Source organism: Actinoplanes sp. CA-252034, from assembly GCF_050956125.1.
Taxonomy (GTDB): Bacteria; Actinomycetota; Actinomycetes; order Mycobacteriales; family Micromonosporaceae; genus Actinoplanes.
The window spans coordinates 4,557,607-4,580,275 of record NZ_CP191846.1; the positions used below are offsets into that span (position 1 = coordinate 4,557,607).

General features: G+C 72.1%; 20 protein-coding genes and 1 pseudogene. 12 read left to right on the forward strand and 9 right to left on the reverse strand.

The window, feature by feature from the left end:
• Positions 1–2: 2 nt before the first annotated feature.
• Both ACQPZW_RS20640 and ACQPZW_RS20645 read left to right on the forward strand, forming a co-directional pair.
• A complete protein-coding gene (locus ACQPZW_RS20640) occupies positions 3–3,770 on the forward strand; it encodes a GTPase (protein WP_433796541.1) in 3,768 nt (1,255 codons plus the stop codon).
• Positions 3,767–5,503: a GTPase domain-containing protein gene (locus ACQPZW_RS20645; RefSeq protein WP_433796542.1), complete on the forward strand. Its 1,737-nt coding sequence runs from the start codon at positions 3,767–3,769 to the stop codon at positions 5,501–5,503. The genes ACQPZW_RS20640 and ACQPZW_RS20645 overlap by 4 nt, the downstream gene beginning before the upstream one ends.
• A 173-nt stretch (positions 5,504–5,676) precedes the next feature.
• Here ACQPZW_RS20645 and ACQPZW_RS20650 read toward each other — a convergent pair whose 3' ends face one another.
• Positions 5,677–6,444, reverse strand: coding sequence for a GntR family transcriptional regulator (locus ACQPZW_RS20650; RefSeq protein ID WP_433796543.1), 768 nt, complete (start codon positions 6,442–6,444; stop codon positions 5,677–5,679).
• 117 nt (positions 6,445–6,561) lie between these two features.
• On the opposite strand from ACQPZW_RS20650, the gene ACQPZW_RS20655 reads away from it, so the two are divergent.
• Together ACQPZW_RS20655 and ACQPZW_RS20660 are read left to right on the forward strand one after the other, a co-directional pair.
• The gene (locus ACQPZW_RS20655; protein WP_433796544.1) at positions 6,562–6,729 is read left to right on the forward strand and encodes a hypothetical protein; all 168 of its coding nucleotides are present in this window, start codon (positions 6,562–6,564) and stop codon (positions 6,727–6,729) included.
• A gap of 27 nt (positions 6,730–6,756) precedes the next feature.
• Positions 6,757–7,218 carry a DUF427 domain-containing protein gene (locus ACQPZW_RS20660; protein ID WP_433796545.1) on the forward strand — a complete coding sequence of 154 codons (462 nt, stop codon included), beginning with the start codon at positions 6,757–6,759 and terminating at the stop codon, positions 7,216–7,218.
• A gap of 9 nt (positions 7,219–7,227) precedes the next feature.
• On the opposite strand, the gene ACQPZW_RS20665 is transcribed toward ACQPZW_RS20660, so the two are convergent.
• On the reverse strand, positions 7,228–7,884 hold the full coding sequence (locus tag ACQPZW_RS20665; RefSeq protein WP_433796546.1) for a TetR/AcrR family transcriptional regulator: 657 nt from the start codon (positions 7,882–7,884) through the stop codon (positions 7,228–7,230).
• Between the two features lie 79 nt (positions 7,885–7,963).
• Here ACQPZW_RS20665 and ACQPZW_RS20670 point away from each other — a divergent pair, with 79 nt between their 5' ends.
• From ACQPZW_RS20670 to ACQPZW_RS20685, 4 genes and pseudogenes are all read left to right on the forward strand, one after another.
• On the forward strand, positions 7,964–8,866 hold the full coding sequence (locus tag ACQPZW_RS20670) for an alpha/beta fold hydrolase (RefSeq protein ID WP_433796547.1): 903 nt from the start codon (positions 7,964–7,966) through the stop codon (positions 8,864–8,866).
• 100 nt (positions 8,867–8,966) lie between these two features.
• Positions 8,967–9,446, forward strand: a complete 480-nt coding sequence (locus ACQPZW_RS20675) for a MarR family winged helix-turn-helix transcriptional regulator (RefSeq protein WP_433796548.1) — start codon at positions 8,967–8,969, stop codon at positions 9,444–9,446.
• Positions 9,447–9,556: 110 nt separating this feature from the next.
• Positions 9,557–9,973, forward strand: coding sequence for a hypothetical protein (locus ACQPZW_RS20680; protein ID WP_433796549.1), 417 nt, complete (start codon positions 9,557–9,559; stop codon positions 9,971–9,973).
• Positions 9,970–10,766, forward strand: a pseudogene (locus tag ACQPZW_RS20685) (sulfite exporter TauE/SafE family protein). The gene ACQPZW_RS20680 and the pseudogene ACQPZW_RS20685 overlap by 4 nt, the downstream one beginning before the upstream one ends.
• A 54-nt stretch (positions 10,767–10,820) precedes the next feature.
• Here ACQPZW_RS20685 and ACQPZW_RS20690 read toward each other — a convergent pair.
• From ACQPZW_RS20690 to ACQPZW_RS20705, 4 genes are all read right to left on the reverse strand, one after another.
• Positions 10,821–12,143 carry an extracellular solute-binding protein gene (locus tag ACQPZW_RS20690; protein ID WP_433796550.1) on the reverse strand — a complete coding sequence of 441 codons (1,323 nt, stop codon included), beginning with the start codon at positions 12,141–12,143 and terminating at the stop codon, positions 10,821–10,823.
• Positions 12,140–14,662, reverse strand: a complete 2,523-nt coding sequence (locus ACQPZW_RS20695; RefSeq protein WP_433796551.1) for a caspase, EACC1-associated type — start codon at positions 14,660–14,662, stop codon at positions 12,140–12,142. Before ACQPZW_RS20695 ends, ACQPZW_RS20690 begins: the two co-directional genes overlap by 4 nt.
• Position 14,663: 1 nt before the next feature.
• The gene (locus tag ACQPZW_RS20700) at positions 14,664–15,056 is read right to left on the reverse strand and encodes an effector-associated constant component EACC1 (protein ID WP_433796552.1); all 393 of its coding nucleotides are present in this window, start codon (positions 15,054–15,056) and stop codon (positions 14,664–14,666) included.
• Between the two features lie 138 nt (positions 15,057–15,194).
• The gene (locus tag ACQPZW_RS20705) at positions 15,195–15,947 is read right to left on the reverse strand and encodes a hypothetical protein (protein ID WP_433796553.1); all 753 of its coding nucleotides are present in this window, start codon (positions 15,945–15,947) and stop codon (positions 15,195–15,197) included.
• 128 nt (positions 15,948–16,075) lie between these two features.
• Between ACQPZW_RS20705 and ACQPZW_RS20710 the strand changes: the two genes are divergently transcribed.
• Positions 16,076–16,393 (forward strand): hypothetical protein, encoded by a 318-nt coding sequence (locus ACQPZW_RS20710; RefSeq protein WP_433796554.1) that lies wholly within the window; start codon positions 16,076–16,078, stop codon positions 16,391–16,393.
• 117 nt (positions 16,394–16,510) lie between these two features.
• On the opposite strand, the gene ACQPZW_RS20715 is transcribed toward ACQPZW_RS20710, so the two are convergent.
• A complete protein-coding gene (locus tag ACQPZW_RS20715; protein ID WP_433796555.1) occupies positions 16,511–17,506 on the reverse strand; it encodes an aldo/keto reductase in 996 nt (331 codons plus the stop codon).
• A 102-nt stretch (positions 17,507–17,608) separates the two neighbouring features.
• Here ACQPZW_RS20715 and ACQPZW_RS20720 point away from each other — a divergent pair, with 102 nt between their 5' ends.
• Positions 17,609–18,370 (forward strand): helix-turn-helix transcriptional regulator, encoded by a 762-nt coding sequence (locus ACQPZW_RS20720; RefSeq protein WP_433796556.1) that lies wholly within the window; start codon positions 17,609–17,611, stop codon positions 18,368–18,370.
• 72 nt (positions 18,371–18,442) lie between these two features.
• Here the strand turns inward: ACQPZW_RS20720 and ACQPZW_RS20725 are convergent, their stop codons facing one another.
• Positions 18,443–21,058 (reverse strand): ATP-binding protein, encoded by a 2,616-nt coding sequence (locus ACQPZW_RS20725; RefSeq protein ID WP_433796557.1) that lies wholly within the window; start codon positions 21,056–21,058, stop codon positions 18,443–18,445.
• Positions 21,059–21,175: 117 nt separating this feature from the next.
• Here ACQPZW_RS20725 and ACQPZW_RS20730 point away from each other — a divergent pair, with 117 nt between their 5' ends.
• Complete coding sequence (locus ACQPZW_RS20730; protein WP_433796558.1) at positions 21,176–21,910, forward strand: STAS domain-containing protein; 735 nt, start codon at positions 21,176–21,178, stop codon at positions 21,908–21,910.
• 98 nt (positions 21,911–22,008) lie between these two features.
• Entirely contained in the window at positions 22,009–22,389 is a 381-nt protein-coding gene (locus ACQPZW_RS20735; RefSeq protein WP_433796559.1) for an STAS domain-containing protein, read from the forward strand.
• On the opposite strand, the gene ACQPZW_RS20740 is transcribed toward ACQPZW_RS20735, so the two are convergent.
• Positions 22,355–22,615, reverse strand: coding sequence for an STAS domain-containing protein (locus ACQPZW_RS20740; RefSeq protein ID WP_433796560.1), 261 nt, complete (start codon positions 22,613–22,615; stop codon positions 22,355–22,357). The genes ACQPZW_RS20735 and ACQPZW_RS20740 overlap by 35 nt on opposite strands.
• Between the last annotated feature and the right edge of the window lie 54 nt (positions 22,616–22,669).

Consider the following 22,669-nt stretch of genomic DNA (forward strand, 5'->3'; position numbering starts at 1 on the left):
CCGTGGACGACACCGCCGGGCTCGCCCGCTGGCTCGGTGAGGTGATAGACGACCTGGCCCGGTCGATGCGGGCGAGCGTGCCCCGCGGCCGGGCGACAGCCGCCGACGAGGGTGTCGAGGAGCTGTGGCAGCGTCTGGACGGCGCCGTCGAGGAGGTTCTGGGCCGGCTCGGCGCCGTGGTCGCGGCACAGATGTCGACCATCGACCGGTTCACCATCGCGTTCTTCGGCCGAACCAACGTCGGCAAGAGCACCACGATCGAGGCCCTCGCCGGTGGCAGCGGCCTCACCGTCTCGGACGGCAGCAACGACTTCACCCGGCACGTGTCCGAGTCGGCCTGGTCGCACTGCGTCCTGCTCGACATGCCCGGCATCAATGGCTGGGGCGGCAACGGCACCGACCGGGAGAAGCTCGAGCGCGAGGCGCGGCGAGGTGTGGAACAGGCCGACCTGGTCGTGCTCTGCTTCGAGGACGCCGGCCAGCACGAGATGGACTTCGCGAAGGTCAGCCAGTGGGTGGCCGAGTTCGGCAAGCCGTCGGTCGCGCTGCTCAACGTCAAGACCATGGCCTGGCGGATGCCCCCGCGCAAGGCGAAGCGGGCGGACCGGCAGACACTCTCGCGCGCCGTCGCCGAGCACGACGGCCGCATCCGCGACGAGCTGACCGCGATGGGGCTGCCCGGCGTCCCCATCATCGCGATCAGCGCCAATCTCGGCTTCCTGGCCCAGGCCGACCCGGCGCGGGTGCGCGTCAACGCCCGCCGGGCCCGCGATCACGCCGACCGGCTCGCCCGGAGCGACGCGGCCGACAGCGAGCTCAAGCAGGCCATCGACCGGGCCGACGCGCTGGACGAGCTGGCCGGGGCGGCCGAGATCTATCCGGCCAGATACGGGCGGCAACGGCTGCGCCGCTGGTCCAACCTCGACGCGTTCGCGCTGCTCGTCATCACCGCGCTGAACCGGCATGCGCGGAGCCTGCGGTTGCACCGGCTCTTCCGGGACGTGCACGGCGCTCTCGGCCAGGCCGACGCCGTCTTCGCCGAGGCCATCCAGTCTCCGGCCCTGGAACTGGCCACCCCGGTGCGGACGGCGTTGCAGAGCATGGCCGACCTGCTCGGCCCGGAGCTGCTGGCCGACGCCGACGTGGCGGCCGCGTTCGTGCGGCTGGCCGACCACCGGGTGCGGATCGCGCTGCCCGAGATCGGGTCCGCGCAGCGCTACGCCGACAATCTGGTGTCCTCGAGTCTGGCTCCGCTCCGCGAGGCCGCCCGGCAACGCGCCGACGAGGCGATCGCCGACGCCATGCGGGAACGCCGCGACCTCGACGGCGAGCGGTTCACCGCCGAGGTCTTCCAGCCGGACGCGCTGGTCGGCAAGCAGGAGGAGATCCTGCGGACGCTGGGCGCCTATCTGGCCGACAGCCTCGGCTCGGCCGTGGAGGACCTCGACACCGAACTCGAGGTGATCATCGAGCAGGGCAGCCGGGTCGACGGCGAGGCCGGCCGGACGCTCCAGCGCATCGGCACCGGAATGGCCATCGGCGGCATCGTCGTCGGCCTGCTCGCCCTTGCCACCCCGGTTGGCTGGGCCGGGCTCGCGGTCGGCCTGGTCGGCGTCGGCGTCCGCACGATCGCCCGCCACCTGCGCCGCAAAGGCGCGGCCGAGCGCCTGGCGGCACAGACGAACGCCTGGGCCAACGGCCGGAAGCAGGTCGACGACACCTTCGACAGCATTGCCGCCGGGATCCACGAATGGTTCGCCGAGAGGCGAGCCGAAGCGGTCAGGGAGACGGTTCGGCCGGCCGCCGAGCGGCTACTCGCCCTGTACGACGTCGCCGGTGCGGCCGCGTACGGGCGGGCGCTGATCGACCTGACCGTGGACCAGATGCGCAACGCCGAGAACGTCAACGCGCTCGCCCGGCTGTTCGCCCCGCCGCAGATCATGGCGGAGGCGACCCGGCTCGCCGAGGAACGCGCACGGATGGGTGGCCCGTCCCTGTGGCTGGGCGAGTCGTGGATCGACGATCCGGACGGACTGGAGGTGGGGGAGACCCGCGAGCGAACCCGCCCTCGTCGCCGGCGGCCGATCCGCCCCCGGGCGCGCCCGATCGCCGGCCTCGTGGACCGCCTGACCGCCAGCCCACGGCCGGGCAGCGGGGCCCGCTGGCTCCACGAGGTCGCGGAGTCGCTGCGCGACGAGCCCGAGTTCGCCGCGGACCTGCGGCGGCTGAAGGCCCTCGCGCTGGGCCCGCCACGGCTCGCGTTCTGTGGCGACTACTCCACCGGCAAGTCGTCGCTCATCCGCCGGCTGCTCGTCGACAGCGAACTGCCGATCCCGCCCGGCCTGGAGATCCGGGCCGACCCGACCACCACCCACTGGGCCGAGTATCCGTGGCTGGACGTGGTGCTGGTGGACACGCCCGGCCTGCGCAGCGGCAAGGCGGAGCACGACGAGCGAGCCCGGGAGGCCCTGACCGAGGCGGCCGGCGTGCTGTTCCTGTTCGACAACGACCTGATGACCGACGCGCCCGAGGGAGTCGCCGAGGTCGCCCGCGAACGGGCGCTGTACGTGATCAACCGGGCCGACCGGCTGGGCGACCCGGTCGACGATCCCCGCACCTTCGGCGGCCGGGTCCGGCGCAAGCGGGCCGAGCTGCGCGACGCGCTCGCCGCGCACGGCGCCGACGTGCCGATCGAGCGCATCTTCTGCGTCGCCAGCGACCCGTCCGGCCTGGCCGGCTCGCGCACCGATGTGGACGCCTCGCACTTCGACCGGTTCCGTGACTGGGACGGCCTCGCCGACGTCGCCGAGGCCCTGACCGACCTGCGCGCGACGGTGCTGGTCAACGGGGTCGACGTCACGGTGTTCTCGGCCGGGATCGAGCGCCTGCGCGGCCGGCGGGCCCGCCTCGGCGACGCCCTCCGCCTGGCGCGCCGGCAGGAGGGACAGCACCGGCGGCTGCGCGAGGACCTGGAGCGCCGGGTCAACACCGGTGAGGCCATCGCGGCCGACTGGCGCAGCCGGTTGCGGCATCAACTGACGGATTTCGCCGGCCGGCTGGTGGCCGAGGCCGTCGCAGAGACCGACGAGGAGCGACGGGCGATCCGCGCCGACCGGCTCGCCCACTTCGCCGCCGATCCGGGCACCCAGAGCATCATCGCCGACTGGTCCAGGGACGTCGCCGACGACGTCGAGCGGTGGCGCGCGGAGACACACGACATCGTGCAGGAACGGATGCGGCACCGTGCCTTCGCCGCCGCCTTCACCGACGGCGGCGGCCTCGACGTGACCGTGTTCCGCCGTTACCGGACGAGACACCACCTCACCGAGGCCGCCCGCTTCGGCTCGATCCTCGGTGAGCTGGCCATCCGCTACGGCACCCGGGAGATCGCCGACGCGACCGCGCAGCAACTGCGAAGCGCCGCCAACTGGAGCGGGTTCGGCGCCGGACTCCAGAGCGCCCTCGCGCTCGCCGACGCCGTCAACCTCTACCGGGAGCTCAGGCAGGAGGAGACCCAGGCACGGGAACGGCTGCGGCTGCGCGACGAGGCCGTCCAGCTGGCCCGGCAGCTGGCCGACCGCTGCATCGCCGCGAACGCCGGTCTCCAGGAGCTCCACCGCCTGCTGAGTCTGACCGCCGAACGGGCACGCGAGCGAGGTGTCGACGAGGAGGCCGCGCGGACGCTCGTCGGCCGGATCGAAGACCTGATCGCCGTCGGCGACGAGCACATCACGAACGCCGAGAAGAAGCTCGGTACGAAGGGACGATGATGACCGAGGACATCCGTGTCGCCGCCTGGATCGACCGGCTGACGATGGCCCTGACCGAGATGTCGGGACCCGAGGTGGCCGAGAGCGCGGCCGGGCCGTGGCGGGAGCGCTCGTCGTCGCCGGCGCTGCACGTCACCGCGTACGGGCCGTACGACGCCGGCAAGACCACCCTCATCAAGCGGCTGCTGCTGACGGACGGCGTACGGCCACCGGGCTGGCTCAAGGTCAGCGCCCGGCCGGAGACCACGACCACGCGATCGGTCGAGGCCGGGGCGGTCGCCTACGTGGACACGCCCGGCACCGCCAGCGGCAACGCGGAGGCCGACCATCTGGCCGAGACCGCCGTCCTGCTGACCGACGTGCTGCTCGTCGCCATGACGACCCGGCTGATCGCCACCGCCGGGGTCGAGGGACGCCAGGTGATCGACGCCGTCCGCGACCACCGGCACGCCGTCCGGATCGCCGTCACGCAGACCGACCGGCTTCCCCTCGACCCGGTCGAGCAGCCCGACGAGCACCGTCGGCGCCGCGGGCGCAAGGCGGACGAGCTGCGCCGTCTGCTGGCCGGGGCGGGCGTCGAGGTGGAGCCGGCGATGATCCATCCGGTCAGCCCCGACCCGGCCCGGCTGCTCTCCGGCGACGAGCCGCCGGAGCGGTACCCGGACGAGGAGTGGGACGGCATGGTGGCGCTGCACGACGACCTGGCGAGCTTCGTGCCGCGCCGGGCGGAGCTGCGTGACGTCGCCGCGCACCGCTACTGGCGCGCCGTCGGCGAGCACGCCCTCACCGCCGCCGGGCGGGCGCTCGACGAGCTCACCGCCGCCATCGCCGAGGGCGAGCAGGTCCGCGCGGCGGCGCGGCGCCGATGCGCGGAGATCGACGCGATGGACGAGGACGCCCGCCGTGACCTGCAGGTCAGCATCGTCGCGGAGCTCACCTCCACCTCCCACCGCTCGTCGGACACGACGGTCCAGGACGTTCTGCCCGAGGTCGAGCAGCGGATCCTCGCCCGGCTCGAGCGGTGGGCCGGCGTGTGGGGCGGACGCCTCCAACTCGCCGCCACCCAGGGCGGCGAGGAGCCCGGCGAACTGGACAGGCCCGTGATCAACCTGGAGGCGCACCTGAGGGACCTGCTGCGCCAGGCGGCGCCGAGACCGCGACGTGACGGCGAGCAGTGGAAGCTCGTCGCCATATGGAGCCGGCTCGAGACGGATGGCAGGAAGATGAGCGACGCCTGGTTCCGCCATCGCAGCGGCATGACGCCGGAGGCCGCCCGCACCGAGCTCAACAAGCTCAAGGACATGGCGGAGGACGCCCGTGAGGAGTACTTCAAGGCCGGCAACAAGATCGCTGATGCCGGCAAGATGAACAAGATCGAGAAGTCGGTCAGCCGTTCGGAGATCCTCAGCGAGATCGGACCCACGCTGTTCCAGCTCGGTGGATTCCTCTGGGACGACGCCCGCAACAAGGCTCGCGAGCTCCTCGAGAAGAAACGCGAGAAGGAGCTCGGTACGCAGATCGACGCAGCCGCGGAGAAGTTGGCCGCCCGCATCGTCGCCGATCCACTCGTCGGCGGCATCGGCTGGACCGCCGAGGTGGCCTCCCTCAAGGCGGCCATCATGAACAGGGCCTTCGCCGAGGACGCCCTCGCGGACATGCGTGCGGAGCGGGCAGCCCTGACCGTATCCCGGGAGAGGTTCGCGGCGGTCGTCGCCGAGGAGCCGCTGGGCTGAGGCGACGGGCCTTCCGTGGGACCGGCCATCCGCGCGTCGGTCGCCGGTCACCGCCGGAGGGCTTCGGATCGGTTCCATCCGGCCTCGAACCGCGACCATGACCACGGACGGCGGCTGCCGTACTGGTCACGTCGTCTCGGGATCTCGCGGTCGGGGAGTCCGGAGCCCGATCGTCAGAGCCAGCTCCGCTCGAAGACGATCTTGTGGCGGTCGCCGGGCAGGACGTTGACCGTGCAGCGAACGGGCCGGCCGTCGGTGGTGTAGCCGGTGTCGTAATGGACCGCGACGGGCGTGCCCGGGCCGAGGCCCAAACGGTGGATCTCGTCCGGCGTGGGCATCCGGACGAGGATCTCGTCGATCGCGCGGTCCTGCCGGTGCCCGAGGTCGGCCAGCACCTGGTCGGTGCCCCGCGGGATGTAGGCCGGCGACATGATCTCGGAGTCCTTGACCAGCTCCAGCGGGAAGTGCGAGTCGTTGATGTTGGTCGGCTCGCCGTTGATGAACCGCACCCGCCGCCGCGCCACGATCGGGACACCCGGCTCGACCCGTAGGCGTTCGGCCAGGTCGGGCCCGGCCTGCACGAGGGTCACCTCGATGCGCTGGCTCGGCACCCGGCCCTCGTCGGCGATCTGCTGGGAGAACCGGTCCACCATCTCCGGGGTCACCGGCCGGGGCCGCGACTTCTCCTGTGGCCGGTAGATCATGTGCTCGCGCCGCCGGACGAAGTAGCCGTGCGGGCGCCGCGCGACGATGAGGCCTTCGGCGACGAGCAGGCTCAACCCGGTACGGACGGTCTGGCGCGCCACGCCGAACCGGTCGGCGATCGCGTGCTCGGTGGGCAGCTGGTCCCCGGGGCTCAGCTCACCCGACGTGATCCCGGTCCGGTAGGTCGCGGCGATCCGCTGATAGGCGGGAGTGCCGGGGTTGGCGTGGGCTTCCACGGGCCGCCTCCGTCGTCGATCGCGAATGGTCTAGTCAATCTAATCATTGACCGTTGACGGGGCGGCGGGCGGCTGCCACCATCGATGTACACATTGTCTAGTCAATCGGGTGGATCGATGTTCTGGATCATCATCGGCGTGATGCTGCTGGCCGTGATCGTCATCGCCGTCGTCGGCGAGATCCTGCGCGGCTCGGGCGGCGGCGGATTCGACCACCCGTCATCCGGAGGGTCCGACGACGGCGATGACGGCGGCGACGACGGAGGTGACGGTGGTGATGCCTGATCCCGGCGTATGCGGCAGGCTGGGGGGATGGAGTCGGTCTGGGACTACCCCCGCCCGCCGCGTGTGGAGCGCGCCGCGGCCAGGGTGACCATCACGCACGCCGGTCGGATGATCGTCGACAGCGTCCGCTGCCTGCGGGTCCTGGAGACGTCGCATCCGCCGGTCTACTACGTGCCCCGCGACGACATCGCCGACGGTGTCCTGGAGGCCGGCGCCGGCCGCTCGTACTGCGAGTTCAAGGGCGTCGCCACCTACTGGGACCTCGTCGCCGGTGACGTCCGGGTGTCACAGGTCGGCTGGTCCTACGAGCACCCGACGCCGGGATACGCGGAGATCGCCGGCGCCGTGGCGTTCTACCCGAGCCGGGTCGACGAATGCCGCGTGGCCGGCGAGCTCGTCCAACCCCAAGAGGGCGATTTCTACGGCGGCTGGATCACCGCCGGCATCGTCGGCCCCTTCAAGGGCGGCCCGGGTACGACCGGCTGGTGAGCCCTTAGATCAAGCGCCGCCCAGCAGCCCGGTGAGGACCCGCGACACCGTGTCCTCGAAATGCGGCGCCGGCGCCAGGGGGCTGCCGGACAGCGCCGCCGCGAGGTGGGGATGCCGGCCCGCGGTGAGGGCATGCGCCAGATACGCGCCCTGTCTTTCGGCGGAGCCTCCGCCGCGCTCGTTCAGCGCCAGTGCCGCGGTCAGTGTGGTCATCACCCCGAACGCCTCCAGCTTGCGGCCCGGGCCGGCCGGGTGGCCGGCGAGGATCGCCAGCACGTGCTCCAGCAGGTCGGTGCCGTGCGGGCCGAGCGCCGAACGGGTCAGCACCAGCTCCGGCAGCCACGCGTGCCACCGCATCAGCTCGCGCCCCTGACGGCACACCTCCAGCAACCCCGGCAGCCATGGACCACCCGGCTCGGGCAGCCGGTAACCGGACGCCACCTCGTCGGTCATCAGATCGAGCAGGTCGTCACGGCTGTCGACATAGCGGTACAGCGACGCCGCTCCGGTGCCCAGCTCGGCGGCGACGCGACGCATGGAGACCGCGGCCAGGCCCTCACGGTCGGCCAGCGCGATCGCCGCCGCGGTCACCTCGGCCCGGGACCGTTCGGCGGGGCGGCCCACTCCCGTACGCCGCTCCCGGAGCCACACCGGCACCGCGTCCATGCCACCCCTTTCGTTGCACCGAGCCTACCGGATTGGATACGGTGTTCGCGAACACTGTTCTCGAATGATGGAGGCGGCGATGAACCGAACCCCGTACACCGCCCGCAACGGCGACGTCCGACTCGCCGTCGACGACCTCGGCGGCGCCGGCGGAGATCCGCTACTCCTTGTCATGGGCCTCGGCGTCTCCCGGTTCTGGTGGCCCGACGGCCTCGTCGCCGCGCTGATCGACGCCGGCTTCAGCGTCGCCTCCTTCGACGGGCGCGACGCCGGCGGATCCACCCACTTCGACGACATCCCCGCCGGGAACCCGCTGACCGGACTGCTGCGCGGCCGGTCGTACGCCTACACCGCCGAGGACATGGCCGATGACACCGTCGCCGTGCTCGACGCGCTCGGCTGGCAGCGCGCCCACCTCTTCGGCGTCTCCCAGGGCGGCCTGGTCGCCCAGCGGACGGCACTGCGTCATCCCGACCGGGTGCACACGCTCACCACGTACGCCGCCGTGCCCAGCGACGCCCGCGGCGCCGCCGCCCTGCGTTACGTGCGGCTGCCGTTCCTGGCCCGGCTCGCCCGCATGCGCCACCCCGGCGGGCGCGACGGGGACCTCGCCGCCGGACTCGACCTGGCACGGGCCGTCGCCTCACCCGGCTACCCCTTCGACGAGCAGGACGCCCGCCTCCGGGTGGAGCGCGAGCTCGACGCGGGGCTACCCAGCGGCGTCCGCGACAGTCGCGCCCAAGCCCGCCAGACCAGCGCCTCGTGGCACGGGCCGCGGCTGCGCTCGATGCGCGTACCCACTCTGGTCCTGCATGGTGAGCTGGACCCGCTGGCCCGCCCTGCCGCCGGCCGCCGCATCGCGTCGTCGGTGCCCGGCGCCCGATACGTCGAGCTGCCCGGCACCGGCCACGATCTGCCCCGGGAGATCTGGCCTACGGTGATCCGCGAACTACGCGGTCAGGTGGCCCGGATCGTGGAGTAGGCGGTCCGTCCCAGCCGGCCGCATGAACGCTCCATCCGCCCGGCCGAGGTGATCGGCTGTGGCATTCTGCTCAGTCTGAACCGCACGGGAATGAGGCTTCATGGGAACCGGCGCCACCCCTGCCACCGCTGATCCTTCCGCCCCGGACGAGGCCCTGGCCGCTCAGCCGATCGGCTATTGGAGCGGTGCTGCGCACAAGGCCGTCATCAAGCGGCTTCGCGACGTCATGGCCACGATCGACGTCACGCAGCCACAATGGTGGACGCTCACCCGTGTCGGCTCCGGTGAGGGCCCGACACGTGAGGAGGTCACGGCGCAACTCGCGGACGTGGCTGACAGCCCGGACGACATCCCACGGGCCGTCGATCAGCTTCTGCACCGCGGATGGATCGTCGCGGACGGATCGCGACGGCTGCACCTGACCGACGCCGGCCGGGCCGGTCAAGGGCGGACCAGGAAGCTGGTGACCGAGCTGCGAGCACAGATCCACGACGGAATCCCGGACGAGGAGTACGTGGTGGCCCTCAAGGTCCTGCGGCGCATGATCGCGAACAGTCTGGCCGGCGGCGTACCCACGTGAGAATGAAGAAGTACCTCTCGCCGGGTCTCGGGTGCCGCCCGTTTCCGGGGCCGCCGGCGGGTCGCCGTATGCTCCACGGCGCCAACTGAGTGATCTTCCGGGGGAGTGTCGTGAGCGACCTCAAGACCTACATCCAGAACGTTCTGGAAGCCAACCACGCCGACAACGAGAAGATCGACGAGCGGATCGCGCAGCTCGAGAACGACGGATACCGGATCGTGGACGGCGGTCAGATCGGCGAGACCGCGTGGGACATCGTCGACTGGCGGACCAACGAGATCCTCGCCGCCGGTGACGACGGCATCGAGGGGTTCGAGGCTGCCGGGCAGGAGCTCGACCCCGACGACAAGTGGATCCACTACGACCGGGTCCTGGAGGACGTCGAGCTCACCGAGATCGACACCGAGCTGCCCGAGGGCCTCGCCGCCGCGGTCGAGGACTGGGCGCTGTCCGGGAACATCGAGGAGATCGCCGGGTTCATCGGCTGGACGGCCGAGAAGGTGGAGCGCTACCAGGACGCGCGTTGACACCGGGGGAGGGGCTGATCCTGCTCGGCGGCGGCCTGGTGGCGGGTGCCATCAACGCCATCGCCGGCGGTGGTTCGCTGATCACCTTCCCGCTGCTGGTGTGGCTCGGACTGCCCGGTGTCGCCGCCAACGTCAGCAACGCGCTGTCGGTGGCGCCGGGCTACGCGGCCGGGGCGCTCGGCAGCCGCCCGAGCTGGCCGGTCAGGGCCGCCGTATCCGCGCCATCATTCCGACGATCATCGTGGGCGCTCTGTGCGGCAGCGCGATCCTGCTCCTCACGCCACGTTCGGTGTTCGACTTCGTCGTACCGTTCCTGCTGCTGGCCGCCGCCGGAATGCTCGCCTTCCAGGACCGCCTGCGTGCCCTGACCGGAAACCCGGCGGCCGAGGGCCAGCGGCGGGCCACGGACACCGTGAGGGTGAACTCGCCGCGCAAGACCGCCGTGCTGGTGCAGGTGGCGGTGTTCGCCTGCGGCGTCTACGGCGGCTACTTCAACGCCGCCATGGGTGTCCTGCTCGTCGCCGCGCTCGCGCTCGTCCTCGACGAGACGATGCAGCGGCTCAACGCCCTGAAGAACGTCTTCTCCGCCGTGGTCGGGGTGACCACGGTGCTGATCTACAGCGTGTTCGGGCCGGTCAACTGGGCGGTCGTCGCGGTGCTCGTCCCCGGCACCGTCGCCGGCGGCTTCCTCGGCGCCCGGTTGGCCCGCAAGCTGCCCGCACCGATCCTGCGCTGGACGATCGTGGTGTTCGCGGTCGTGGTCGCCGTGATCCTGCTATTCACCGGGACGTAGCGCGGCCGGACGGCATGTCTGTCCAGCTCGTCGAGCCCCGGTGTTCTGGGGGAGCTATCGCGGTGTCAGCCGGCCCTCGGCCGCGTCGGTGAGCCTCTTCTCGAGCTCGGCGGCGGTCATGGTGGCGCCGCCGGCCCTGATCTCGGTCACGATCGCCCGGATCTCCTCGCTGAAACGGGGATAGTACGGCGTCTGCAACCGCTGCCGGCTGTACTCGACCGCGGCGCGGATCGTCGACGCGTACGGATGAGTGGCTTTGATCTCCGCCCGGTCATAGGTGGCCGCGGTGGCCGCCGCGAAGCCCCCGACCTGCATCAGCAGCCGCTGCGACGGCTCGCTCGCCAGGAACGCGATCAGCTCGCGGGCATCGTCGCCGCGGGGCGAACCGGCCACCACCGCCAGGTTCTGGCCGCCGAGGACGGCCGGGCCGGGCAGGGGTGTCATCACGATGTCCGCGGCCGTCACGGTGGCCTGCTGGTCGGTGTCCTCGACGAGGGTCCGGAACGCGGTCGGCCAGTTGCGCATGAAGACGACACGCCGGTGCAGGAACTCCTCGGTGGTCTCACCCTCCCGGTAGGCGGTGGACGCCGGGTCGACGACGCGGGCGTTGTCGCCCGTCCCGTACAGGCGGGTCACCGCCGCCGTCCAGATCGCCGGATCCGTCGACACCTCCAACGGCAGCCGCTGGGTCGCGGCCGGTCCGCCCGTCTCCTTCAGCACCGCCCAGAGGGCCTCCAGCGCGTTGACCGTCAGGCCCTCGTAGCCGTCGAGCTGACCCGCATACGCGGCCTTCGGCGTCGCCGAACCCTCGGCCGGCGCCTGTTCGAGCACGTCGTTCCAGGTGAACGCCAGCGGCGTCGTCGACGGTTGCGGCTGCAGCAGACCGCGCCGCGCGAAGAGCACCCCCACGTCGGTGTTGAACGGCAGCGCCCACAGCCTGTCGTCGTAGTAGCAACTCTCACGGGGCTTCTCCAGCAGTTCGGCCAGCAGCGGCCCGGGCGCCCGGTCGGCCGGCCACTCGGCGATGTAGCCGAACTCCGCGAACTCGGCGATCGCCGTCACGTCGAGGTTGAGGATGTCCGCCTTCACCGGTTCCTCGCCCTTGGCATACCGGACCATGGCGCCGTGCTGCTCGTCGGCGCTGCCGGACACCGGCTCGATCCGGGCCCGCTTGTCGGGGTGCTGCTGGTTCCACAGGTCGACGAGGGTCTGCCGGGCGCTGCCCGCGCCGTCCTCGACCCCGCTGACGATCACCAGGTCGCCGGGGGTGTCGGCGGAGGGTCGCAGCAGGTGCGGAACGGTCCCGCCGAGCAACGCGCCGACGCCGAGTCCCGCGCAGAGCACCAGCCACGGTCGCCGTGCCACCCAGCCGATCACGTCACGTCCTTCTGCCAGAGTCGTTCGATCTGCTGGCCGACCTCGACGTCGACCGAGCCGGACGAGACACCGACGCAGTCACCGTGCCGGCTCGTGAGGGCGGCCAGCCGGGCGTCCGGGCACCCCGACACGCCCACGTTGACCACGACGACGTCGATGCTGTCGTCGTCGAGGCGGGGCAGCCGGTGCCGGGTGGTGTCCCTGCCGTCGGTGAGCACCACCAGGATTCGGTGCCGGTCGTCGCCGTCCGCCTCCCGCTGCTGCCTGAGCCTGCGCACACCGTGGTCCACCGCCTGGTAGAGCGGCGTGCCACCGGCGGGCGGATAGCCGCGGGCCCGCTCGGTGGTCTTCGCGCCGGCGCCGGTGAACTCGATGATCCCGCCCTCGATCGCCGAGGAGAAGATGAACAGCCCGAAGTCGTCGCGGGGACCCATCGTGGCCACCGACGCCGCTATCCCGTCGAGGGCCGCGCCGAACCGGGTCCGCCCGCCGCTGCGTGCGGTCATCGATCCCGAACCGTCGACGGCGACCAGGACCGTCGCCGGTTTCCTGGCCATCCGGTAGGCCTTCTCGGCGCGTGCCAGGTCGCCGGCCCCGGTGTCGTAGCCGTCCCTGGCATACCAGTTGGCCAGGGCCCCGTTCTGGCTGATCAGCCCGGCGTCCGGGCCGGTGTTGCGGGGGCGCAGGCCGTGGTCGGCCATCGCCTTGCCGCCGGCGGGGGAGCGGATCCACGCGGTGAAGGCGTCGGCGGTACGCCGTATCCGATCGCCCGGCGCGCGGGCCCACTGTGGCTGGACCATCGGGTAGTCCAGCCACCGGGTGTCACCCGGATACCAGCCGTTCCACGTCCCGGCCCCGCCGCATCGCCCGCCGGCCCGGTGCCGCATGTTGTGCCGGACCAGCTGCCACTCCGCGACGATGACGCCGGTGTCGCGCTGCGCGTCGCCGAACGTGCCGCACAGCAGGCCCGCGATGTCGGGTGCGCCGATGCCCTGTCCGGCCTGCGCCGCGGCGGTGTCGAGGGTCTGCTGCACCCGGGTGCGTGCCGTCGCCGCGCTCTGGCCCGGCGGATACAGTGCCACGTCGACCAGCCGGCCGATCGTCGTGGTCTCCGGGTCCGGGCGGACGACACCGGTGACCCGGAGCCGTGACTCGCGCTCCCGGCCGCCGATCAGGTCACCCCAGGACGGGGCGAGGCGGGACGCCGGAGTCCCGGCGGGTTCGCCGGGCTCGGCCAGCACCAGCGGGGACTCGGCGATCGGCCACTCGTCCGGGCCACCCGGGATCCGCACCTCGGCGCCGTCGATCGCGGCCACCTCGGCCTGCACCGCCGTCATGTCCGCGCCGATGTCGGCGATCCACACGTCCGGCGGCAGGCCCACCCTGCGCATCAGCCGCCGGTCGTCGTCGGAGGCGCCCGGCGGGGTGCGCCAGGACAGTTGGAAGGCCCTGGTCACGTCGTCGCGGGCCGCGCCGGCGATGTCGACGCGCACCCGCTGGCAGTAGCCCGCACCCCGGGTGGCGTACTCGTAGGAGTCGGCGATGTCGGTGAACATCTCGACCGTGTCCGGTGGGACCAGCATCCGGATCGCGGTGGGGGCGGCGCAGGACGCCGCCGGTGACGGACCGGCCGCGGTGGTCACGGTCGCGGTGAGTACCACGACGCCCAGGCCCGCGCCGGCCGCGCGGCGCCAGGCGGGCCGGACCGCCGGGAGGGTGACGACCCTCGTCCTCGGGACCTTCTTGAGGCCGGGTACGGCGGGGACGCCCGCAGCGTGGGCACGGTTACGGAACAGTGCCGCCTCACTGGTGAGGTTGCGGGTGTACTGCTGTGGCAGGGGCAGCCGGTCATCGCCCATGGCCTGCCGAACGGCCGTGTAAAGCGCCCGCATCGTCAGCAGGTCCCGGCCGTCGGGCAGCCCTTCGTCGATGAGCTTCAGCAGCTGACCGGTGAACGCGGTGAACTCGTAGCCGTCGCGAGCCACGGACGCCTTGTTGGCGGCGCTGGAGGTGAGCACATACAGGCCGCTGATGTCGCGTCTGGCGATGGTCCGTCTGGCCAGCCAGTCGCCGGACATGAACAGGTATTTCATCGCGCGGCCGCTGTAACAGCAGTCCAGAATCACGATCTTGCTGCGGGCGTCGCTGTCCCGGATGAGATCGGCCAGATCGCCGACTCGCAGACTCGACCAAGTCTCATCGCGGTGCGTTCTCCGCAGGCCCAATTGCAGATGCCCGTGGGGATCCAGCAGCCCGTGGCCGGCGAAATACACCAGCAGCAGGTCCTTCGCCTCCTCGGCCGCCTTCTTCACGGGCCTCAGCACGTCGCCCGGCACCTCCGGGTCGATCGCGTGGCTGCAATGGTCGGGGGAGAAGCCGGACAGCACCGGATCGGTCAGGCGAGCCCGCAGGGCGGTGACGTTGTTGGCGACCGCGGGCAGGTCGATCAGGTCGTCGCTGTCGTATCCGGCGGTGCCGATGAGCACGGCGCGCGACCGGTCGAAATCGGGGAGCCGCATGTCACGGTGCCTCGCCCAGGTCGGTGCGCAGACGGCGCGCCACGCCCTCCGGGTCCTCCAGCGCCGGCCCCTCGAACTCCACCTCGCGGTCACCGACGCGCACCCGGATCCGGGTGCGCCGGCTGGACGCCCGGGCGGCGGCCCACCCGCCCACCCCGGCGAAGAGCGCACCCAGCAGACCCGGGTCGGCGACCGTCGCGATCAGCGCCTCGACGAGCCCGCCCGACATCTCCTCCGGGCCGGGCACCGAGGTCACCGGATCCACCCGGACATCGGCGAGATCCTCATCGCCACGCAGCCATTTCCGCAACTCGATGAGAGCGCCGTCGGCGTCGCCGCCGGTAAGAATGATCTCCACTCGGATCGGGTCACCGGAGTCTGGGCTGATGAGCATTCCGACACGGTAACCGAACGAGACGATCACCAGGTGCCGGCAATGCGTGAATCGCCGTCCCGCAAGATCGAAAATGGTCGGCAGGCGGAGACCGGTGCCAATGTGAAAAGCTCCCGGGATACGGCCGAAAGGCCAGGGTCAGGCTTCGGGTGCCAGTGGATCTCCTTCGACGATGCGGTGCATGACCGCGACGGGGAGCCCGGGATTGGCGGCGGCCGCCGTCGCGGTCGAGAGGGTCGTGAGCAACTCGGGCAACCGTGACGAAGGCAGCCTCGGGTCGGCCGTGGCCCGGGCCCGCACGACCGGGTCCGGGTCGCGGCTGAGCCGGTCGACGACCTCCGGAGTAGCGCCCGGATCCCGCACGACCAGGGCGCGGGCCTTCGGATCGGGGGAGTCGGCGAGGCGGGCCAGGCCGGCCCGGGGAAAAGCGGGATGGCCGGGCAGACGGAAGTTCGTCATCGTCGTGCTCTCCAGGTAGACCCCGAGGATCGTCTCCGGCGGGACCTCCCGGTGCCGTTCGCAGAGCATGAGCCGGACCGCGAAGTCGGGATCCCCGGCCAGCAGCGTGACGAGGTCGACGGCCAGCTCGGGGTTGCCGGCGACACTGCGCCGCAGCCCGACGTGTGCGGAGGTGGCGCACCGGCGCTGCACTTGCGGGTCGGTGGTGGTGGCCGCCCACCCGGCCGGCTGGATCCGGTCGTCGCGGCCGACGTGGTAGTCGATCGCGGCCCGCTGCTCCTCGGTGAGCTCCGGGCGCATCGACACGGCCAACCGCACCAGCGGTGACAGGTCCCGGGCCAGCCGGGCCACCAGATCGTCCGGCAGTCGCGGATCGGCGGCGATGTCGGCCCGTTCGCGCTCGTCGTCGGAGTTGGCCGGCCCGGGTCCCACGGCTTCCCGACGGGTTCGGCGGTCCGGGGCCCGGACTCGCCGGAGGGCAGCAGCCAGGCGAGATCCGGGTTCCGTTCGGCCAGCCGCCGGTACGCCCAGTCGGGCATCGCCGGCGGTGGAGTCCAGGTGTGTGCCGACAGCACGAAGTAGTCCGGTCCCTCGGCGAGCGCGAGCAGAACCCGCAGGGAGGGGTCCTCGATCAGCCTGACCCGCTGCTCCGCAGTGATGTGCAGGGCCTCGGCCAGCATCGCCCGGACCTCCGCGTCGGGATGCACGGCAAGGGCGTCGAACTGCTCGTCGGTCCACACCTCACGGTCGAGGTAGGGCCACCGCAGCACGTCGCGGTGCTCGTCGACGAGCCGCCGCAACAGCGCGGCGGGGATGTTCGGGTTGCGGGTCAGGCCGTACCGCTGGGCCCGGGTCAGGTCGCCGTCGTTGCTCAGTAGATCCTCCATCCATCGGCGAAGGACCACAGTAGAAGGTGTTTCCCCAGCTCAGAATGGGTGAAACGGCCGAGTGCGCGGCGTCGCGGCCCCGACTAGACTCGAGGTGACACCCGGCCGTCAGTTGCCGACGCCGACGGACGCCATCATGGCGGGCGGGTACCGGTCGCCTCGGGCCGATCCGGCCGGGACGGCCTCCTCGATCACGGCGAGGTCCTCGGCGGTCAGCTCCACGCCCAGCGCGGGCAGGGCTTCGGACAACCGCTTTCTGGTACGCGCTCCGACCACCGCGACGATGTCGGATCCCCGGCCCGCCACCCAGGCGATGGCCAGCTGCGCCACCGTGCATCCCTTCGCCGCCGCGACCCGCCGCAACGCCTCGACCAGCGCCAGGTTGTGGCGGCCGTTGTCACCGGAGAATCGGGGCATCATCGCCCGGTGGTCGCCGGGACCGATCGCGGCCGGATCCCAGTGACCGGAGATCAGGCCCCGGCTCAGCACCCCGTACGCGGTCATCCCGATGCCCAGCTCACGCAGGACCGGCAGCACCTCGGCCTCCACGGCACGGGAGATCAGCGAGTACTCGATCTGCAGGTCGGCGATCGGATGTACGGCGTACGCCCGGCGGATCGTGTCGGCGCCGACCTCGGACAGCCCGATGTGCCGCACGTACCCGGCCTCGACCATCTCCTTGATCGCACCGATCGTGTCCTCGATCGGCACCGCCGGATCCAGCCGGGCCGGCCGGTACACGTCGATGTGGTCGACGCCGAGCCGGGTCAGCGACTGCGCCAGCCGGTTCTTCACCGCGGCCGGCCGGTTGTCCTGCCCGAGGAAGGCGCCACCCGGCCCGACCATCGCCCCGAACTTCACACTCAGCTGATACCCGTCACGCGGCCGGCCGCGCAGTGCCTCGGCCAGCAGCATCTCGTTGTGGCCGGTGCCGTAGTGGTCGCTCGTGTCGATCAGGGTGACGCCCGCGTCCAGGGCGGCGTGCACGGTGGCGATGCTCTCCGCCCGGTCGGCCGCCCCGTACGCCCCGCCGGTCATGCCCATCGCACCCAGCCCCAGCGCGGAGACGACGGGACCGGTGCTTCCAAGATCTCGTTTCTGCATGCCACCGAGGTTGCACCGATCCGGCCGGGCGGGGGAGAGGAGTGTTCATCGTGGGAGTGGCGCTCCCTGTCTCGCGGGCCGTGGGCGCGGCAGCATGGACCCATGCAGCGTGACGAGTTGGCCGACTTCCTGCGCCGTCGGCGGGCCGCGATCCGCCCCGCCGAGGCCGGCCTCACCGACGGGCCCCGCCGCCGCACCGCCGGCCTGCGACGTGAGGAGGTGGCGATGCTCGCCGGCATGTCGGTCGACTACGTCGTACGCCTGGAGCAGGGCCGCAGCAGTCAGCCCTCGACGCAGCTGCTCGCCGCGCTGTCCCGGGCCCTGCGCCTGTCCGACGACGAACGCGCCCACCTGTTCCGCCTGGCCGGGCATCAGCCGCCGCCGGAGACCGGCCCGGCCGTGCTGGCCCGGGCGGGCCTGGTCCGGATGCTCGGCCTGCTCGGCGACACCCCCGCCATGGTCATCTCCGACCTCGGCGAGGTGCTCGCCCAGAATCGGGCCTCGATGCTGCTCAGCGGCGACCACACCGGTCTCTCCGGCGACCGGCGTTACCTGATCTACCGCTGGTTCACCGAGCCGCAGTCGCGTGTCGTCGCCGCCCCCGAGGACCAGGACCGGCACTCCCGGCAGCACGTGGCCGACCTGCGTGCGGTCGCCGGCCGCCGGGCCGGCGATCCGGAGGTCACCCGCCTGGTCGAGCGGCTGCTCGCGGTGAGCCCGGAGTTCCGGCGGCGCTGGGCCGAGCACGAGGTCGCGGTGCGGCGCGCCGACCGCAAGACGTTCCTGCATCCGCGGGTCGGCCCGCTGACCATGGACTGCGAGACCCTGATCACCCCGATCAGGGGCAGAGACTGCTGGTGCTGACCCCGGCCGACGCCGATTCCCGCGAGCGCCTGGACCTGCTGCGGGTGCTCGGTGTCGAGGAGTTCCCGGTGCTCACCCCCTGACGGCGGCGATCGTGTCGTTCGCCGGCTCGGGCAGGGGCGGCCCCGCGTACGGCAAAGTGATGATCATGCGGGTGCCGCCGCCCGGGTTGTCGGCGGCCCGGATCGTTCCGTCGTGCCGTTGCAGCACCCGCTTGCAGATCGCCAGGCCCAGCCCCGTCCCGGTGTAGGCCGTGGTGTGCGCGGCGACCCGGTGGAACTGGTCGAAGACGTGCGGCTGCTCCTCGGCCGGGATGCCGATGCCCCGGTCGGCGATGGTCACGCAGATCGCCGCCGGATCACCGTTCGGGTGGTGGGCGGTGATGTCGACGCAGGCCGGCTCGCCCGCCCGCGTGTACTTCAGGGCGTTGCCGATAAGGTTGTCGAACACCTGCCGGATCATGCTGGCGTCGGCGTCCACGACCGGCAGCGGCCCGACGCGGAACCTCGGCTTCGGCGCCGAGCCGCGCGCGGCGACCCGCAGATGGGTGGTCCGCTCGGCGATGATGTCGGCCATCACCGCCTGCAGGTCGACCGGCCGCACGTTGATCCGCGCGTCCCGGGCGGTGGCGTAGGCGAGCAGGTCCTCGATGAGCTGCTGCATCCGGTGCACACCGACCCGGATGCGCGACAGGGTCGGCAGCATCGACTCCGGTTCGACGCCGTCGGCCATGTCCTGTTCGAGTAGCTCGGTGTAGCCGGCGACGACCATCAGCGGGGCTCGCAGGTCGTGCGCGGCGACACCGGCGAAAGCGGCCAGGTCGGCTTCGCGTTCACGCAGCGCGGTGATGTCGTAGGAGGATCCGACCGCGCCGATTCGTGCGCCGTTGCGGTCCAGCAGCGGCCGGGCGTTGAGCACCACGGCCCGGGTCTTGCCGGTCGCGAATCGGATCATCGCCTCCAGGCGTACGGCATCGGCGCCTCGCAGCACCCGGGGAACCGGCATGTCGTGGGCGTCGACCACCTGCCCCTCCAGGTCGGTGACCGTGAGCCCGGCGCTGATCTCGTCGATGTGCCGGCCGCTGAGGCTCGGCTGCCCGACCCGCGCGCCGCCGGTCGCGTTGGTGTGCACCAGCATCCCCGCGTTGTCGCAGGTGATCACCGTGATCTGCAGCGCGTCTAGCACCTGGGTCAGATAGTCCTTCTGGGCGGCGAGCTCGTCACGGGCCGCCTCGATCGCCGCGGTGTCGGCGCGCCGGGCCGTGACGTCGTGGAAGACGGCGACCGCGGCGGCCAGACCACCTCGCAACCGCACCGGCCGCGCCGACACGCTGATCATGAGCCCGTCCGGGTGGGTCTCGTTGCGGATCAGCATGTCGACGAGATCGCACTGCTCCCCGGCGAGCGCCCGCACCAGCGGCAGCCGATCGGTGGGGAAGGGCCCGCTGTCATCGGGCAGGAAGATGCCGTAATGCGCCTGCCAGTGCTCGGCGCCGTTGCGATCCTCGGCGATGCCGAGCATGCTCTTGGCGGCCGGATTGTGCAGCAGGAAGTCACCGTTGCCGTCGACCACGCCGACGCCGTCGCTCATCGCGTCGAGAATCGTGGTCAGCAGGAACGCCTGCTCCCGGGCGCGGGTCTCGGTCGCGGCCAGGTCGGCGGTCGCCTGCTCGACGGCCCGGCGCGCCCGGGCCCCGCCGGTGGCCAGCACGTGCACCAGGGCTGCCAGGACGAAGCCGAGCGCGAGCACGGCCACCGTGACGACCCGGGGCAGGGCGCCGGAGCCGATCAGGTCACGCCGGGACGCGTCGATGCGCAGCCGCCAGGTCCGGTCGGCGACCTCCACCGTGCCGGAGTCGCTCATGTCGGCGGCACCGCTGTCGGCCTGCGGATGCACGGCGGCCACCGGAGCCTGATCCTCGGCATCGGTGAGCAGAGTCGCCCCGCGCAGCCCGTCAGTCAGGCTCGGCAGCACGTTGCCCAGGAAGTCCTGGCTGCGCAGGCTCATCACCACCCAGCCACGGAACTCGCGTTCGCCGGACGGGCCGGGCAGCCCGTGCACCGGCGCGGCCAGGGTGAACGACAACTGCCGCAGCGGCGCTGGCACGGACTGGTCGACGACCAGCGCGTACGGCTCGGAGACCGCGGGCCGGCCGGTGTCGCGTGCCGTGCGCAGCGTGTCCAGCAGGGGCCGCGCCTGGGTGGCGTCGACGCCGGCCCGGTTGGTCACCTCGTCGAACGGGCGCACCATCACCGCGAAGACGTGCTCGCCGTCGCCGACCGGCTGCAGTCGCAGATCCGGCACGCCCCGGGAACGCCACAGCGCCTGAGCGGCGGTGATCTGATCGTCGGCGACCGGCAACAGATAGGACACGGCGGTCGCCCCGGACAGCCGCATCCCGGCCAGCGGAGCACTCAGCTGCTGGAACTTGGCATTCGTCAGGGTGTCGTGGGCGCCGGTCGCGGCGGCCGTGGTCGCGACCGCGCCGAGATACCGGTCGACCTCGGCCTGCACCGCGGCGGTGACCTGACTGGCACGCCGCTGCAGCAGCCGCCGGGCCGTGTCGTCGTCGCCGCGGGTCATCGCCGCGAACGTGGCCCCGGCGATCATCAGGGTCACCACGATGACCGCAACCGTCAGCGCGCCCGCGGAACGCAGCCGCGCCGCCACCGCGTTCGTTGCCGTCACCCAGTACCCATCGTCAGGTCGGCGGGCGCGCTGAGCGTGGACCCTTCCGTACGGTGACGGCCGGCGCCCGGAGCACGAGGCATGTGATGCCGGACCGATGCGGGGGATACTGGACCGGTGGCTGTGGTGCGATGCGACGTCGAGTCCGTGGGGACCCGTCTGCTGGTTCACGTTCGGGGCACGCTGTCGGTGGCGTCGGCTCCGACGGTGCGTGCCGCCCTGCTGAAGTGCCTGGTGGAGCAACCGGACGCGGTCGTGGTCGATCTCGCGGAGACGGTCGTCACCGATCCGATCGCGACCTCGGTCTTCCGGGCGGTGGTGCGGCACGCCTCGCTGTGGCCCGGCACGCCGCTGCTGCTCGCCGTCCCCGACCCGGAGCTGGCACGACAGCTCGCCACGAGCTATGGCAGGGGACTGGTGCATCCCTCGGTGGAGGCCGCTCTCACCGCGCCCGCCAAACAGCGGATGCCGATCATCAAGGACATGCTGCTACCGGTGAGCGGAGCCGCCCGCCGCGCCCGCGAGCTCGCCTCCGAGGGGTGTCTGCGGTGGGACCTGGCGCAGTTGGTCGGCCCGGCGAGTGTGATCGCCGGCGAGCTGGTCACCAACGCGGTCGTGCACGCCCAGACGATGATCGACCTACGGATCACTCTGGGCCGCCGGTATCTGGTCGTGGCCGTCCGCGACGGCAGCGACCTGCGGCCGGCCCTCCCCGACCCCGCTTCGATGGACCCGGCCGGTCCGCGCGGGCTGCTGCTGGTGAAAACCATGGCGTACCGATGGGGAACCGCGCCCTCGTACGGTGGCAAGGTCGTCTGGGCGACGTTGCGGCGCCGGGAGCCACCGGACTGAGGCGCCGCCCGCCGACGCATCGACGTTTGATCATGTCCGGACCGGTTACTGGCCATTCCGTCGTACGGCGATAGGAAAGCAGTCTCCAGGAGGCTCTCATGATGACGTCTTTCGCCGTGACCGCCCACGATGTCGGCGCGGGCCGGATATGGCTCGCCGTCTCCGGCGAGATCGACCAGGACACCGGCGGCGAGTTCGCCGATCTGATCGCCTCCGTGGCCGGCCAGGACGGAGTGACCGAGGTGATCGTCGACCTGGAGCATGTCATCTTCCTGGCCGCCGCCGGGATCCGTGCCCTGTTGCGGGGACGCGCCGCCGCGTCCGCCGCCGGGCGGGTGTTCTGGGTGGTCAACGCCGGCGGCATCGTCCGGCGGGTGCTCGAGATCGGTGGGGTCCTCGACGTGCTGGGCGCCGCCACGACGGCCGTCCGGCCGGCGCGGCCGCTCAGGCCCGATCCTCCGGCGCCAGCATCGGCGTGAGCCCGGCGACCGCGGCGATCCGGCGGACCAGCGGGTTGAGGCCGGCCGCCCTCACCGTGACACCGCGCACCTGCGCCGCCTCGTAGACCGCCAGCAGCACCCGGACGCCCGCGGCGTCGAGCAGCGGCACCCCGCCCAGGTGCACGACGACCCGTCGGCCGGCCGGCTGCCGGCAGACCAGCTCCAGCAACGTGGCCCGCAGTCGTCCGGCGTTGTCGCGGTCCACCTCGCCGCGGACACGGATCTCCAGACAGCCGGTCGGCAGGAGGGCCGTACCGAC